The sequence below is a fragment of the Vagococcus fessus genome (assembly GCF_003987565.1).
Lineage (GTDB): Bacteria > Bacillota > Bacilli > Lactobacillales > Vagococcaceae > Vagococcus_D > Vagococcus_D fessus.
Genome location: NZ_NGJY01000002.1, coordinates 570,622 through 585,595 on the forward strand (window position 1 = coordinate 570,622; position 14,974 = coordinate 585,595).

The 14,974-nt window shown below is 35.7% G+C and carries 14 protein-coding genes and 1 other annotated feature; of the genes, 3 read left to right on the forward strand and 11 right to left on the reverse strand.

The features are described 5' to 3' along the window. Nucleotides 1–19: 19 nt before the first annotated feature. The 5 genes from dltB to CBF31_RS07010 form a co-directional block, all read right to left on the reverse strand. Nucleotides 20–1,303, reverse strand: a complete 1,284-nt coding sequence (gene dltB / locus CBF31_RS06990; RefSeq protein WP_245977938.1) for a D-alanyl-lipoteichoic acid biosynthesis protein DltB — start codon at nt 1,301–1,303, stop codon at nt 20–22. Next, nucleotides 1,303–2,817 carry a D-alanine--poly(phosphoribitol) ligase subunit DltA gene (gene dltA / locus CBF31_RS06995; protein WP_126831666.1) on the reverse strand — a complete coding sequence of 505 codons (1,515 nt, stop codon included), beginning with the start codon at nt 2,815–2,817 and terminating at the stop codon, nt 1,303–1,305. Before dltA ends, dltB begins: the two co-directional genes overlap by 1 nt. A gap of 40 nt (nt 2,818–2,857) precedes the next feature. Further along, nucleotides 2,858–3,019, reverse strand: coding sequence for a teichoic acid D-Ala incorporation-associated protein DltX (locus CBF31_RS07000; protein WP_126831667.1), 162 nt, complete (start codon nt 3,017–3,019; stop codon nt 2,858–2,860). Between the two features lie 315 nt (nt 3,020–3,334). Then, nucleotides 3,335–5,410 carry an ABC transporter permease gene (locus tag CBF31_RS07005; protein ID WP_126831668.1) on the reverse strand — a complete coding sequence of 692 codons (2,076 nt, stop codon included), beginning with the start codon at nt 5,408–5,410 and terminating at the stop codon, nt 3,335–3,337. Further along, entirely contained in the window at nt 5,397–6,164 is a 768-nt protein-coding gene (locus CBF31_RS07010; protein ID WP_126831669.1) for an ABC transporter ATP-binding protein, read from the reverse strand. The genes CBF31_RS07005 and CBF31_RS07010 overlap by 14 nt, the downstream gene beginning before the upstream one ends. A 198-nt stretch (nt 6,165–6,362) precedes the next feature. Here CBF31_RS07010 and CBF31_RS07015 point away from each other — a divergent pair, with 198 nt between their 5' ends. Together CBF31_RS07015 and CBF31_RS07020 are read left to right on the forward strand one after the other, a co-directional pair. Further along, nucleotides 6,363–7,037: a response regulator transcription factor gene (locus CBF31_RS07015; RefSeq protein ID WP_126831670.1), complete on the forward strand. Its 675-nt coding sequence runs from the start codon at nt 6,363–6,365 to the stop codon at nt 7,035–7,037. Nucleotides 7,038–7,055: 18 nt separating this feature from the next. After that, nucleotides 7,056–8,099 (forward strand): sensor histidine kinase, encoded by a 1,044-nt coding sequence (locus tag CBF31_RS07020; RefSeq protein ID WP_126831671.1) that lies wholly within the window; start codon nt 7,056–7,058, stop codon nt 8,097–8,099. 35 nt (nt 8,100–8,134) lie between these two features. On the opposite strand, the gene nrdG is transcribed toward CBF31_RS07020, so the two are convergent. The 6 genes from nrdG to infC form a co-directional block, all read right to left on the reverse strand. Continuing rightward, a complete protein-coding gene (nrdG, locus tag CBF31_RS07025) occupies nt 8,135–8,731 on the reverse strand; it encodes an anaerobic ribonucleoside-triphosphate reductase activating protein (RefSeq protein WP_126831672.1) in 597 nt (198 codons plus the stop codon). A 56-nt stretch (nt 8,732–8,787) separates the two neighbouring features. Further along, a complete protein-coding gene (gene nrdD, locus CBF31_RS07030) occupies nt 8,788–10,962 on the reverse strand; it encodes an anaerobic ribonucleoside-triphosphate reductase (protein WP_415674394.1) in 2,175 nt (724 codons plus the stop codon). A 306-nt stretch (nt 10,963–11,268) separates the two neighbouring features. Then, nucleotides 11,269–12,552 carry a dicarboxylate/amino acid:cation symporter gene (locus tag CBF31_RS07035; protein WP_126831674.1) on the reverse strand — a complete coding sequence of 428 codons (1,284 nt, stop codon included), beginning with the start codon at nt 12,550–12,552 and terminating at the stop codon, nt 11,269–11,271. A gap of 296 nt (nt 12,553–12,848) precedes the next feature. Beyond that, nucleotides 12,849–13,208, reverse strand: coding sequence for a 50S ribosomal protein L20 (gene rplT, locus CBF31_RS07040; RefSeq protein WP_126831675.1), 360 nt, complete (start codon nt 13,206–13,208; stop codon nt 12,849–12,851). Nucleotides 13,209–13,264: 56 nt separating this feature from the next. Continuing rightward, nucleotides 13,265–13,468, reverse strand: coding sequence for a 50S ribosomal protein L35 (gene rpmI, locus CBF31_RS07045; RefSeq protein ID WP_126831676.1), 204 nt, complete (start codon nt 13,466–13,468; stop codon nt 13,265–13,267). Between the two features lie 27 nt (nt 13,469–13,495). Next, nucleotides 13,496–14,017: a translation initiation factor IF-3 gene (gene infC / locus CBF31_RS07050; RefSeq protein WP_126831677.1), complete on the reverse strand. Its 522-nt coding sequence runs from the start codon at nt 14,015–14,017 to the stop codon at nt 13,496–13,498. Nucleotides 14,018–14,046: 29 nt separating this feature from the next. Further along, nucleotides 14,047–14,181, reverse strand: a sequence feature (ribosomal protein L20 leader region). 105 nt (nt 14,182–14,286) lie between these two features. On the opposite strand from infC, the gene CBF31_RS07055 reads away from it, so the two are divergent. Beyond that, nucleotides 14,287–14,934, forward strand: a complete 648-nt coding sequence (locus CBF31_RS07055; protein WP_126831678.1) for a pentapeptide repeat-containing protein — start codon at nt 14,287–14,289, stop codon at nt 14,932–14,934. The last annotated feature ends 40 nt before the right edge of the window (nt 14,935–14,974 follow it).

The following is a 14,974-nucleotide window of genomic DNA, read 5'->3' on the forward strand; positions in this document are numbered from 1 at the left end:
CTCCCCTTTTCATTTAATTTTATTTAATTGCTGCTTTGATCAATGTCTCTAAGAATCCTGAGAATATCAAGAAACTAATAGCCACGGCATGGAAAGTTAAGAAAATAGCTAGCCAATGCGTTGCTTTATTACTTGGAATTGACTTACGGTGCTTCTTCTTAAATCGTAACCAAGCATCGGTTAAACAAATTAAAGCCGCATGGTAAATCCCATAAACAAGATAGAACCATGTTAACCCATGCCAAACTCCCATTAATAAGAATAACGCAAAGTACCCTACATTTGAAGCAACAATTCTACTTTTAAATACTTTCTTCTTGATTAATGTAAACATCAAGCGCATGTAAACATAATCACGGAACCAGAATGACAATGACATATGCCAACGATTCCAAAATTCTTTGATATTGTGGCTTAAGAATGGTTTATTAAAGTTAACTGGTGTCTCATATCCCATTAAGTTACTTGTTCCAACTGCGAACAAACTATAACCTGCGAAATCAAAAAATAGATACAATGTGTAAACATACATCGTTCCAAGTAAACCTAATGAAAAACCACCTTGCTCCAAGGCAAAGCTTTCAACTTTAGGTAACAACTGACTCCCTAAAACATACCCAATAATAAACTTATAAAGGAAACCTAGGAAATACATTTGAATCCCTTTACCTACTAACTCTACATATTTTTCAGGCTTAGGAGGATTAAGTAAATCTTTTTCAAAGCGTCTGTAACGATCAATCGGACCTGATGAGATAGTTGGGAAGAACAGTAAGAACTGTAAATAACGTCCTACATGATATTCCTTAATCAAGCCATCTCTAATTTCCATAATCATTTGTACCGCTTTAAAGGTTAGGTATGAAATACCTAAGAACCCCATAAAGCTCGCGATACTTTTAATATCTGGATTGGCTTCAACTGCTGTTTTAAACATATTTCGCTCTAATAAGAACGGAATAATCTTAACTAAAAATAATGGTAAAATTGCTAAACATACAGCGGTATAGAAACCACCGTTACTATTTTTTTTCTGTCGATGGCCGAAGTACCAATAAACTAAGAGTGTTTGCCAGGCAATATAAATTAATAACGCGACCCCTTGTCTTAAATTCGGACCAGCAAAACTAATCCATAAAAATAAGGCCGTTAAAATATTTTGATACCACATCATGCGTTTACCACGTAATAACTGAATGACTAGTGGCAATAACGCTACTGCTAAGAGAATAAAGTAATACGGATTTTCATAAGGCGAAAGGTACACCATCTTAGTTGATAAATTGTGTAAACTATCTAACATTAACCGTTCACCTCATTTATCAAGCCTTTGCGGTCTACTTTTCCATTTTGAGTTAACGGTAAAGCATCAACGTAAACATATTTCTGAGGAATCATGTAATCCATAACACGTTCTTTTAATTCTTCTTTAATAGCTTTTGACAATTGATAAGGCTTTTCAAAATCATGCTCATTAGCGACGATATACGCTACTAACTGTTGAACCTTATGTTCTTGATATTTTGGAACAACTGTTGCTGCCTTAACATAAGATACTTCAGACAAATGATGATCAATGTCTTCTAACTCTATACGGTAACCATGTAATTTTACTTGGAAATCCATACGTCCTTGATAGAATAAAATACCATCCTTGACTAACCCAGCATCCCCAGTTCGGTAAGCTTGTTGGCCTTCATATACATAGAACGCTTCGGTTGTCTTTTCTTCATTATTAAAGTACCCCTTAGAAACGCTAGGCCCTACAATAATAATTTCTCCAAATTCACCTTCAGGAAGCGGTTTGCCATCTTCATCCATAATATAAATAGTTGTATCAGATTTTACACGACCAATCGGAAGACGCTCATTTTCAGCGAGTACTTCTGGAGTAATTTCAATTTCAGTAACAGCTACTGTAGCCTCTGTTGGTCCATATGTATTAAATATTCTTGCATTCGGGAAACGTTCAGCTAGCTTAGTTGCAGTACTATGCGTTAATTCTTCACCGCAAAATAAGAAGTGTGAGATACTTGCCATCGCCTCACCATTAAATAGTGGGTTCATCAAGCAAATATCAGCAAATGAAGGGGTTGATACCCAAACGTTCAAATTCATCTCTGGTAACACTGTAAATAACTGTTTAAAGTCATTGATTACAGATTTGTGTAGTGGCACAAGCTGCCCACCATTTAATAAACATGGATAAACATCCATAACAGATAAATCAAATGAATACGGTGCTTGTGATAAGAAGGTTTGACCTTCCTCTAAACCAAAGTCTGACAACATCCAGTCCGTATAACTCACAAGGTTGTCATGACTAATTTGTACCCCTTTTGGCACTCCAGTCGTACCTGACGTGAAGATGATATAGATTGTTTCATCACCTGTAACAGTCATCATTTCTAACTTTTCTGTTGGCTCTACAACTATCGTTGACATCACCTCACGCGTTAAGACCGGTTTATCTTGAGCCTCTACAGGCCAGTCTTCCCAAGCAATAACAGCTGTATAATCTGCAACTTGTGTAATCAACTCTACACGATCTGCAGGTGTATGGCTGTCAATTGGAATATAAGCATGACCCGCTTTAGCACAGGCGATAAAAGAAACTATCATTTCATAGTCTAAACCACCATATACAATAACAGGCAACCTGTTATCAAACTGACGAGTAAGGTGTTGAGCTATTTTATCTGACGCTTCTTTTAACTCCGCATAAGTATGCGACGTCTCACCATTTTTGAAACAAATAGCTTCAGGACTAACTTTTGCCCAACGGTCAATTTGTTCAATTAAATTATTTTCTCTCATAGTTACTATCCTTTCCTATTCTTTACGACATCTCTCATCGCTAGAATTCATTGTAAATAAAACTACCACCATCAATATGACTGAAATGATACAGATAAATTAATACCAACATCACCACAACATAAAAAATTGTCTTTCCGAAAAAGATAAGCCAATATTGTACGGTTTCATTTAATAGCTTTTGCTTTAGTGTCTCAAGCATAATTTCTCTCCTCATCCAAGTTCGCATTGTTTATATAAATTCAATGTTTCAATCATTCACCTTTGTGATTTATCTTTTACTTTTATAGTTTACTCTGATTAGTAAAAGAATAAATCAAGCAATTGTCTTAACTTAAATTAAGACTTTAGTCTGAATTTGAACACCTTTTTTTTAGCCACTCTATTAATTATACATTGAAAAATTATACCATATTTTTCATGCTTAAAAACAAGTATTTTCTTAATAAATAGCAATGTAAGCGTTTCTTTATAAATTCTACTAATAAAGACCTCACCCACTTCTATTTTTATCTAGCTATTGTTTTTTTACAATTGATAGATACTTCTTAGAGGTCACAATATAAAACATAAAATAAATCAGACCTAATCCTAAAAAGATAAAATAAGTTAAACGTGTCGTCACCCCATAAATCAAGAACGATAGAGCTGTTAAGGCATATTTAGCATGTAAGTAAGCAATGACAACTGGCGCTAAAAACACCACTAAATTTTGGCTGTAAATACTTCTTTTAATTTCCGAAGAAGACACCCCTATTTTACGTAACATTTGATACCTAGCAACTTCATCTTCAGCTTCTGATAACTGCTTTAACATGATAATGCTTCCTGTCGCAATCAAAAAGATGAGTCCTAAAAAGACTGCTTGATAAACTAATTGGCCAAACATCTGACGATTTGTCTCTAAAACAGGATAACTTCCCATAAAATTATAACGCGTCATAAATGAGCCAGTTCCTTGAGTATCACTATTTTTCCATGGACTTTCCATCACGTCGCCTGTCACTTTATTTTTAGTTTTATCAAAACCAATCGTATCTGTCATTACTCTCTTTCTAAACTGAAATTTTTCTTCTACTGTCTTATACAACTCTTTCTCATCAAAATCACCAGATAAACTTAAGAAAACTTGTTTTGAACTAACCTCTTTGGATAAGTGTTGAAAAAGTCTTGTTGTCACAATAACAGTTGGAAGTTTGTAACGACTATAACGCGACCCACCTATTTTATCCTCACCTATTCGTTTCACTTTAAGTTCATCACTTACTCCTGATAATTGAATAGTTGCAACCTCTTGTTTCTGAATTTCTAAATAATTCGTAACATTACGTGGTAAAAAAATAACCTCTTCATCACTAGTCAATTTTGAAAAATGAGTCATATGCGGATTAATTTCACTTACCGATTGATACTCACTTTCTGAAACGACATTTACAGGCCCTACATAAGTTGACAAATCTCCGAATACCGTAGATTTAAACTTCGCGCCTTTTACACCGATTAACATCTTTCTTTCAGCTATCTCTACTTGCGGAACCTGTTTTTTTATAAGTTCTTTCAGCTTCTTAGCATCTGTTTGATCGACAATATAATCAACCGGTCCTTCCGCTTCAGCTGAATTCATACCAAACTCATACACATTGGCAGCACCACCAACTGCAGCAAATGCTGTACCCGTGAATACTGCAATCGTCGCTAATAAAAAAGCATTTCGTCGTAAATTAAAACTCAAATTCCCTAGAGTTACCATTCGAATTCCTTGATAATAGACTTTCTTTTGACCTTTTAACACAGTCATTACAACTGGTAAGGTTCCTGAAAAAAAGAAGTACGTCCCCACAACGGCATACATCAAAATAAGTAGCGCTGCAAAAATAAAGCCTGCATCCGAGTGCGTCTTGTCGTTCAATTCTAGCATATAGACAATCAACCTAGAGGCCTGATAGTATGAATAAGTTAGGAAGGCTATACCAATGAGTGCTTTTAATACTGTAACTAAGGTAATACGCTTATCTCTGTCACCTTTTTGAGTCGCTTTAAATAGCACGATTAACTTACTTCGCCAGATGGTTACCACACTTAATAAAGAGACTGTCACGAGTGACCACACAAACATCGATATCGTTTGATACATCGCTTGGACTGAAAGTGACATTCCTAATTCAAGTGGCAAAGCTAATACCTTTAATAAAATCATTGAAAATAATTTTGAAAATATGACACCTAAAACTAATCCAATACTTAATGCAACAGCGCCAATCACACAGTTTTCTATCGCTAACATTAGGACAACTTGATACTTTCTCATGCCTAGTAACCCATATAAGGCCAACTCTTTTTTGCGTTTCTTTATAAAAATTCGATTTGCGGTAAACATAAATACCCAAAGAAAAAAGCTAATTAACCCGCCACTTATTTTAAGTGTAGCTGCAATATTCGCACTGTCTTTCAACCTGTCAACCAACTCAGGATTTTGACTCATTGCCATAAAACTATAATATACAAGAACGGCTACAATCATGCTTCCGATATAGAGTTGATAATCGTCAGACTGACTTTTTATTCGCTTCCAAGAAAGCTTAAGTAAGGTCACTGCTTACGCCACCTCCAATAGCCGTCTGCATGTCCATAATTTTTTGAAAAAATTCTTTACGTGTTCCTTGACGAACTAATTCAGAAAACACAACACCGTCTTTAATAAATAAAATACGATGACAATAACTCGCTGTAAACGCATCGTGCGTCACCATTAAGATAGTGGCTTGTTCTTTTCTATTAATTTCAGTTAAATATTGCAAAAGTTCCGTAGCTGATTTTGAGTCTAGCGATCCCGTCGGTTCATCTGCAAAAATAAGCTGAGGTTCAGTAATAATTGCTCGGGCTGCCGCAACACGTTGCTTTTGGCCAATTGAAATCTCAACAGGTTTCTTCCCTAACAAATGATGGATACCTAAGATACGTGTTATTTTATCCAAACGTTCTTCCATCTCTGATACCGGAACTTTCTCTAAAGCTAACGGCAATAAAATATTATCTTTAACATTTAACGAATCAAGTAAGTTAAAATCTTGAAAGATAAACCCCAGTTTTTCACGTCTAAACCGGCTTAACTTTGCTTCAGATATACGGGTAATATCTGTCCCATCAATCAATACTTTGCCAGTCGTTGGCGTGTCGATGGTAGATAAAATATTAAGAAGTGTCGTCTTACCTGCTCCACTAGGACCCATAACACCTACGAATTCTCCTTTAGTTACAGAAAATGAAATAGATTCTAAAACTGGTGTGGGATTAAACTTACTGCCATAAATTTTCGTCAATCGATTTACTTCTAATACAGGATTCATCTGAGTCCTCGCCTCTCTTTCTTACTCTCTTTCTTACTCTCTTATTTAACTATCATATCAAAATACCTTACCTCATACCATGCTCACCTCTTACATTTCACCTAACAGTTCTGTCACATCGACGCATTAGTATCCTCACTAGCCTGACAAATGGTATACTACTACCATAATAACTAGTTGCTACAGGAGGACCTATTTATGTTTAAAATTATGATTGTAGAAGATGAAGAATCTATCAGCGCGTTACTAAGTGAATCGTTACAAAAATGGAATTTTGATACGTTTTGCGTAACTGACTTCAACGCTGTCCTAGATAATTTCACACAATACTCTCCTCATCTTATTTTATTGGATATTAATCTACCAATATACGACGGCTTTTATTGGTGTCAAAGAATTCGAGAAGTATCTAAAGTACCAATTATTTTTATCTCAAGCCGTAACACTAATATGGATATGATTATGTCAATGAACATGGGGGGAGATGACTTTGTTAACAAACCATTTTCCATGGATATTTTGATTGCTAAAATCAACGCTCTTCTCCGTAGAACTTATAACTATAGCGAACAAACAAGCAATGTCTTAACTCATAATGGATTGATGCTCAACATGGAAAATAGCACCTTCCAAGTTGAAGATGAGACCATCGATCTAAGTAAAAATGAATTTAAACTGCTCTATCATCTCCTAAAAAATAATGGAAAAATTGTAAGTCGTGACAAATTATTGCGCGCCCTTTGGGATGATGAACGTTTCGTTGACGACAATACGTTAACGGTTAACATCAATCGCCTAAGAAAAAAAATTGAACACGCCGGCCTTGCCAACTACATCGAAACCAAAATCGGGCAAGGTTACATTATCCCCTAAGATAAGGAGTAAAACTGTATGACAATTAAACACTTTTTAAAAGATAAACGTGGCTTATTCAGTTTATGGTCACTGATGACAAGTATCACCTGCCTCGTATTATGGTTGACACCAAGCGTGCAACTGAATTGGGCCTCAGTTGGTTACCTTGTTTTACTACAATCACTCGCTCTACTCTCATACCTCGTACTTAGTTACCGCAAGAAAAATAAATGGCTTAAAGCACTAGCAAATATGGAGAAAAATTCTGATTTCTTTTCTGAGTCACTAAGCGATGCTACTACAGAAGAACAACGGATTACACAGGATTATTTCAACCTCTTGCTCTCAGAAAAACAGGATACTCTCAGTGAACTGATTCAAAATCAACAAGACCAAAAAGAGTTTATAGACAGCTGGGTTCATGAAATCAAAGTTCCACTTGCTTCTATCAAATTACTTTCTGATACATTGGAAGATGACCTTTCTGATGCACACTATTATCAACTGCAAGACAATCTACAAAAAATAGAAAGTTATGTCGAACAAGTTTTATATTATGCAAGACTAGACAGTTTTTCACGTGATTATTTGATTCAAGAAGTTTCATTAAAGAGTATTATCCAACCTTTAATTAGGCAACATGCCAATTATTTCATCCAAAAAAATATTCGCTACGAATTTGTGGGTGAAGATCAAGATGTATTAACTGATCAAAAATGGCTAGGATTTATTATCAATCAAATCCTAAGTAACTCATTGAAATACACCCCTAATGATGGGGCTATTACATTTAAGATATCTAAAAATGACTTAGGTCAATGGCTCGAGATTACAGACACTGGTATTGGTATTCCTATAGCCGACCAACGCCGTATTTTTGACAAAGGATTTACCGGTGCAACTGGACGAAATCAAACTCATCACTCAACTGGACTGGGTCTATACTTAGCTAAAAGCCTATCTGAAAAACTAAACCATATGATTTATGTTTCTTCTGTTGAAGGTGAAGGAACAACTATTAGCCTTCTCTTCCCAACGTTATCTTATTATACAGATGGCCAGGAAGAGAAACTTATTTAACAAAAAAGCGACACTCCCAACAGGAGCGTCGCTTTTTATATCTCTTTTTTTATAGGTTCAAATTTTTGATCTGCATCCTTACATTTATCCCAGATAACAACTTCACCTGCTGCTAAGGACGCTTTTACATCGATAATCCGTTGATTACGACTGCCACGGAATTGTAAATTTAAATCTAATAACTCTAACTCAAAACGACCGTCAACCAAAATATCAACTTGATGTAGTAAGTCGAGCTTATCATCCGATTCTTGAAGAAGCTCTTCAAATGTGTAACCTGACCACGCCCAAATATCTTTGGTTGTACCAAAAGTTGCTCTGACTCTGTTGACTAATGACAAACAAACTTCTGTATTTAAAAAGGGCTCCCCACCAAGTAAAGTTAAACCTTGGACATAGCTTTGGCCCACATCTTCTATAATCTGATTTTCCACTTCTGTTGTGTACGGTTGACCGTAATTAAAATTCTGAATTGCTTTGTTATAGCAACCTTTACAAGCGAACAAACAACCGCTCACGTAAAAGCTACATCTCACACCTTCACCATCCACAAAATTAAAGGGCTTGTAATCAGCGTAGTACCCTTTACTGTACTCTTCTGATAGCCATTCTTTCGGCTTCGGATTTCTCATACTGACACTCCTCTATCGTAAATTAAAAGACGACACATCGGCCGCCTTTTAAACCATTAGTCTTTTAAATGTTTCACTCGTGATGAAATTTCTTTGTGACGCCCATGTACCATTGGACGAGCTTGTGGATTACCTAAATACCCACATGTACGTTTGACAACATCACACGTTTTAGGATCATAGTTGCCACAACTTGGACATTCAAAACCACGTTCGGTTGGTGAAAAATCTCCTTCAAAACCACAGTCATAACAGCGATCAATCGGTGCATTCGTTCCCAGATACCCAATACGATCATACGAATAATCCCAAACCGCTTCTAAAGCTTTCGGATTTTGTTGAAGAACAGGGTATTCACAGTAATGAATAAACCCACCTGAACAATAATTAGGATAGTCTTTTTCAAAATCTAATTTCTCAAAAGGCGTCGGATTTTTACGAACATCATAATGGAAACTATTTGTATAGTAGTCTTTATCCGTAATGTCCTCAACTTTACCAAATTTTTCGCGGTCAAGGCGACAGAAGCGGTCTGTCAAACTTTCACTCGGGGTTGAATAAACACTAAAATGATAGCCGTATTCATCGCTCCACGCATCTGTATTAGACTTAAGGTGTGACATAATCTCAAGGGTAAACTCTTTGGCTTCAGGATTTCCTTCCCAAGCCCCACCATAAAAGCTTGTCGCCACTTCATATAATCCAATATACCCAAGCGATACTGTCGCACGTTTATTTTTAAATAATTCATCTGTTTTTTGACCTGGAACTAGACGCTTACCAAACGCACCATACATATATAGAATAGGCGCATTGACTGGCTCAGCCTCTTTACAACGTTCTACACGATATACCAAAGCATCTTTAGCAATCGCTAGACGTTCCTCAAGAATAGCCCAAAATCTCTCTTTATCTCCTTCAGCTTCTAGGGCGATGCGCGGTAAATTAAGTGTGACAACACCTAAATTCATTCGTCCAGAGTTAACTTCTTCACCGTTCTCGTCTTTCCAACCTTGAAGGAATGAACGACAACCCATTGGCGCTTTGAAACTACCTGTCAACTCAACTAATTTATCGTAATTTAGAACATCAGGATACATACGTTTTGTTGCACATTCTAACGCTAACTCTTTCACATCATAGTTAGGATCTTCTGGATTTAAGTTTGTACCGCGTTTAATTGAGAAAATAAGTTTCGGGAAAATAGCCGTACGGTGTTCTTGACCTAATCCTTCAATTCTAATTTGTAAAATTGCTTTTTGAATCTCACGTTCAAACCAACTTGTCCCTAAACCAAAACCGAATGAAGTAAACGGTGTTTGACCATTCGAGGTGAATAGTGTATTGATTTCATACTCCAAACTCTGCATAGAATCGTAAATATCTTTTTTCGTTTTAGCTTTTGCATAAGCATCATGCTGACTAGCATCTGGTATCCATTCTCTAGCATCAACCAAATGTTTCTCGTAGTTACACTCAGCAAACGGCGCTAATAACTCGTCAATTCGGTCAGCAGAACAACCCCCATATTGACTAGAAGCTACATTAGCAATGATTTGCGAGATTTGAGCAGCCGCTGTTTGAATAGATTTAGGCTTTTCAACATCAGCGTTTCCGATTTTGAACCCTTCATTCAACATGCCTTTAAAATCAATTAAACAACAGTTCGTCATCGGTGTATACGGATGATAATCTAAATCATGATAGTGAATATCACCTTTTTGATGGGCATTTGATACATGCGCCGGTAATAATTTCAACCCAATTGATTTCCCAACAATCCCTGCTGTTAAATCACGTTGTGTATTAAAAACATCACTATCTTTATTGGCATTTTCATTAACTACAGCCTGGTCTTTTCCTAAAAGTTTACCGATCGTAAAATTAATATCTGTCGCTTGACTGCGCTCAAAATCACGATTTGTACGGTAATTAATATATTCTTTTGCTAAATCATATTCTTGTTGATCTAGTAACATATGCTCCACAATATTTTGTATTTCATAAATCTTAACATCAGTTTTGAAACGTGAGTCAATCTCAGAGGTAATTAATGACATCACATTTTGGATGCGTGCTTCAGCCATCGGCGTTACACTACCAGTAATTTTACGTTCTGCTTTTAACAACGCATCATAAATTTTTTGGTCATCAAAATCAACTAGACGTCCGTCGCGTTTTACTACTTTCATCGCGCCTAATCCAACAGAATCCTTACCTTTATCCAACATGTCCATCAAACTCCTTCTTAATTAATTCTACTGCTCATTCTACATCATTGCGCAATAAATTTCAATGCGAACAAACACTATATATAGAACTATATTTTATATCACAAAAATAAAACACTATATATAGTTAAAATGTGGAAACTGTTAACAAGTCTAATCAAGGGCATAAGTTCATGTTTTCATTAATTATTTTCATATTTATAAAGAAATTATCCTGTAAGATATCCACACCAAATCCTACTAAAATTATATTAAAAAAAGTCCGATATGTAGAATACTCTACTATCGGACTTATCTATTAACTGCTTATACTATTTGTGTACTCTCAGAGTTTTGAATAGCCCCTTCTGAATGCGCGACAAGTGTGGCAGCTGTCATCGAACTACTTACATTAGTCATTGTTCTTGCCATATCAACAAAAGCATCAATACCAGCAAATATACCGACTAACTCAACAGGCAGTCCCATCGTTAAGAACATTGCTGTGGCAATCAGAATACCTCCACCAGGTACACCTGCAGTGCCTAATGAAACTAACGGTGTTAATAAAACTAACATCACGGCTTGGGATACAGAAACACTCCCTGTTGTAGCATTCATCGCAAACACTCCTAGTAATACAGGCCACACACCTGCACACCCTGCCATGCCAACTGTCGTTCCTAATGACCCAACAAAGTTAGCAATCGTTGGTGAAACCCCTACATTATCCGTTAAACACTCAACATAAAGCGGTAACGTGCCAGAGCTACTTCTTGAAGAAAAAGCCATGACTTGAGCAGGCATAATATTTTTAAAATAAGTTATAGGATTCATCTTAGCTACTACCGAAATCAAAATACCTCCTGTGATAAACGTATGGAAGAAACACCCAATAAATGTTAACACAATGACTAATAATAATGGTTTCAATACAGATGAATCACTCATTGCAATTGTATTAGCAATCAGCGGAATAATAGCATATGGTAATAACTTAACCAATACTTTTACAATTTGATAAATAATAATATAAACCGAATCAATCCACTCTTTAAATGCCTTAACATTACGTCCAGCACCATCAACAACTACGATAGCTATCCCTACCATTATCGCAAAAAAGACAACTGGGATAACTTTACCTTCCGCCATAGATTGGAACAAGTTATTTGAAAATAAATCTGTTATAACTTGTGTAATTCCCGGCACCTCTTTTTGTGTATAATCAGCGGCCGCTATTAAATGTGTTCCTTTGCCTACTCCAGTTATAAGAGCTAAAAATAACCCGACACAAGCAGCTAATAATGTTTGAAATAATAACCAAAAGAAAGATTTAAGCCCTATTGATTTAAGAGCTGATAAAGATTCCATCATCGAGATACTTCTAATCAAGGATACCATTAAAAGTGGTATAACCATCATGGATATTACTTTAACGTAGATTGTTCCAAGTACAGAGAAATATTCCGTTTGACCTTTGAATATTAAACCAAGAATAATACCAATAATCAGGGAAACAATGGTCAAAAAGCTAAAACTTTTGCTCTTCGCTAACCATTTAATCCCAATAAAACTACACAGACCTACTACTAATGCAACTAAATTCATAACATAACCTCTTTCTTTATCTGACTCAACAATCGAACTAGTTAGGTTACTAACTACCTCTACAACTATCAAAGCATAACATAAAAAATAATCATTTGTGAATAAGTTAACAATATTTTTAATTTTTTTATAATCAACAAACTTGATTATTTTGCATTTTGTTTAAAAAAATTCAGTTCTTATTCATTATTCAAAACAAACTAAATAATAAATTCACATTCTTTTTTACACATCTATTTTTAATTTCCAATCAAAAAAACACCTCTCAATTAAGAGAAGTGTTTTGAATATTAAAATTATTTAGCTAATGCATCTTTAGCTTGGTCAGCTAATACAGTGAATGCAGCCGCATCGTTAACTGCTAATTCAGCTAACATTTTACGGTTGATATCGATTTCAGCTAATTTTAAGCCGTGCATCATTTTGCTGTAGCTTAAGCCGTTCATACGAGCAGCAGCGTTGATACGAGCGATCCATAATTTACGGAAGTCACGTTTTTTCTGACGACGATCTCTGTAAGCATAGCTATAAGATTTCATCACCTGTTCTTTTGCTGTTCTGTATAATGTATGTTTTGAGCCATAGTAGCCTTTCGCTAACTTAAGCGTCTTTTTACGACGTTGGCGAGTTACTTTACCACCTTTAACACGTGCCATGGTTATTCCTCCTTGATTTCTGTATGATCATCTATATGATCGATTTCAGTTTTAGATTATTTTTTTAATGCGTATAATTGTTGACGGATACGTTTGTAATCGCCTTTTGATACCATTGTAGCTTTGCGTAATTGACGACGTTGTTTTTTAGTTTTTCCGTGGAAACGGTGACTAGTGAAAGCGCGGAATCTTTTAAGTCCGCCACCACCTGTACGTTTTACACGTTTAGCTAATCCGCGGTGAGTTTTTTGTTTTGGCATCTCTATTTCCTCCTCAAAATCTTTTTATTACTTCTCATTTTTTGGTGCTAACATAAGAAACATACTTCTACCATCCATCTTAGGCTTTTGCTCGATGTCAGCTAGTTCTTTTGTTTCGTCTGCGAAGCGCATTAAGACGTCCTGACCAATTTGTTTGTGAGTAATGGCACGGCCTCTGAAACGGATTGAAGCTTTCACTTTGTCTCCTTTTTCTAAGAACTTAAGTGCTTGGCGTAATTTTGTATTAAAATCATTACTATCAATTGTTGGACTAAGTCTGACTTCTTTCACATTAATCACTTTTTGATTTTTGCGATTTTCACGAGATTTTTTTTGTTGTTCGAAACGATACTTACCGTAATCCATGACGCGGGCTACAGGTGGTTTCGCTGTTGGAGAAACAACTACTAAATCAAGGTTTGCATCTTCGGCCATTTTTAAAGCTTCCGCTTTAGTTTTGACACCCAACTGTTCTCCTGTATCTGAAATTAATCGCAGTTCACGAGCACGAATACCGTCATTTACCATCATATCTTTTGCTATGGTCATTCACCTCTCTGTTGTTTATTACGAGTTTTAATACAGAAAAAAAGAGTCTTCTTTTTGAAGACCCCCGCATACTTTCATTTTAATCCTTAAGATTAAAAGAAAAACTATCTAGCCCAGAGATTATTATCTACTAAGGCGAGAAGCGGGTGCTTCTGCTTAATTCTCAACTTCATAAGTATAGCAAGCTTTTAAAGTATTGTCAATAACTTTTCATCCCCAAAACCAAGCATCATATGTTACACTACTAGTAAAATTAAAGGAGGCTCATTATGGCTAAATCAACCAAAGTAAAAATGCCTATCGAACCAAAACTTCCCAAAGTTCTTTCAGAAGAAACCTGTTATTTAGAGGAAGACTCTCTTATCACAGGACATATCAATGCTGCTTCTGATTTTAGTTACCATACTACTTCTTACCAAGCCATTGAACAATCTCATTTTATAGGAACTCATTTTAGTTCTAGTTCATTTAAAAATTTCGAAGTTCAGGATGCTATTTTTGAAAACTGTGACTTTTCTAATTGTGAAATGATCGGCTGCTCATTTATACGTGTTATTTTTAAGAACTGCCGGTTAACTGGCTCTAATTTTGCTGAAGGAACATTAAAAGATGTTCAATTCATCGATTGTATCAATGATTTATCGTCATATGCTTACGCAACACTTAAAATTGTCAGCTTCCAAACTTGTTCATTAAAAGAAAGTGACTTTTATGAGATTACTTGGCAACATCTCACACTTAATAAATGTAACCTAACAGGTAGCAGCTGGTTTAACACAACTCTAGCGGGTTTAAATTTATCAAGTTGCACCTTTGAAAAAATTGCTTTTTCTCCTGAAAAATTAAGTGGGCTGACTATCAGTGCCTTACAATCTGAAGTTATCGCAACAGAACTCGGTCTAATAATTGAGTATTAAAAAGCCCTCTTTTATAACGACCCAAAAAAGTTAGAGTTTA

Coding starts and splice junctions, on each gene's coding strand:
- nrdG (WP_126831672.1), bottom strand. CDS start 8,731: ATGAGAAATCCGAAGCCGAAAGAATGGCTATCAGAAGAGTACAGTAAA.
- CBF31_RS07010 (WP_126831669.1), bottom strand. CDS start 6,164: ATGAATCCTGTATTAGAAGTAAATCGATTGACGAAAATTTATGGCAGT.
- CBF31_RS07020 (WP_126831671.1), top strand. CDS start 7,056: ATGACAATTAAACACTTTTTAAAAGATAAACGTGGCTTATTCAGTTTA.
- rplT (WP_126831675.1), bottom strand. CDS start 13,208: ATGGCACGTGTTAAAGGTGGTAAAGTAACTCGCCAACGTCGTAAAAAG.
- dltB (WP_245977938.1), bottom strand. CDS start 1,303: ATGTTAGATAGTTTACACAATTTATCAACTAAGATGGTGTACCTTTCG.
- dltA (WP_126831666.1), bottom strand. CDS start 2,817: ATGAGAGAAAATAATTTAATTGAACAAATTGACCGTTGGGCAAAAGTT.
- rpmI (WP_126831676.1), bottom strand. CDS start 13,468: ATGCCAAAACAAAAAACTCACCGCGGATTAGCTAAACGTGTAAAACGT.
- CBF31_RS07035 (WP_126831674.1), bottom strand. CDS start 12,552: ATGAATTTAGTTGCATTAGTAGTAGGTCTGTGTAGTTTTATTGGGATT.
- CBF31_RS07055 (WP_126831678.1), top strand. CDS start 14,287: ATGGCTAAATCAACCAAAGTAAAAATGCCTATCGAACCAAAACTTCCC.
- infC (WP_126831677.1), bottom strand. CDS start 14,017: ATGACCATAGCAAAAGATATGATGGTAAATGACGGTATTCGTGCTCGT.
- CBF31_RS07000 (WP_126831667.1), bottom strand. CDS start 3,019: ATGCTTGAGACACTAAAGCAAAAGCTATTAAATGAAACCGTACAATAT.
- CBF31_RS07015 (WP_126831670.1), top strand. CDS start 6,363: ATGTTTAAAATTATGATTGTAGAAGATGAAGAATCTATCAGCGCGTTA.
- nrdD (WP_415674394.1), bottom strand. CDS start 10,962: ATGTTGGATAAAGGTAAGGATTCTGTTGGATTAGGCGCGATGAAAGTA.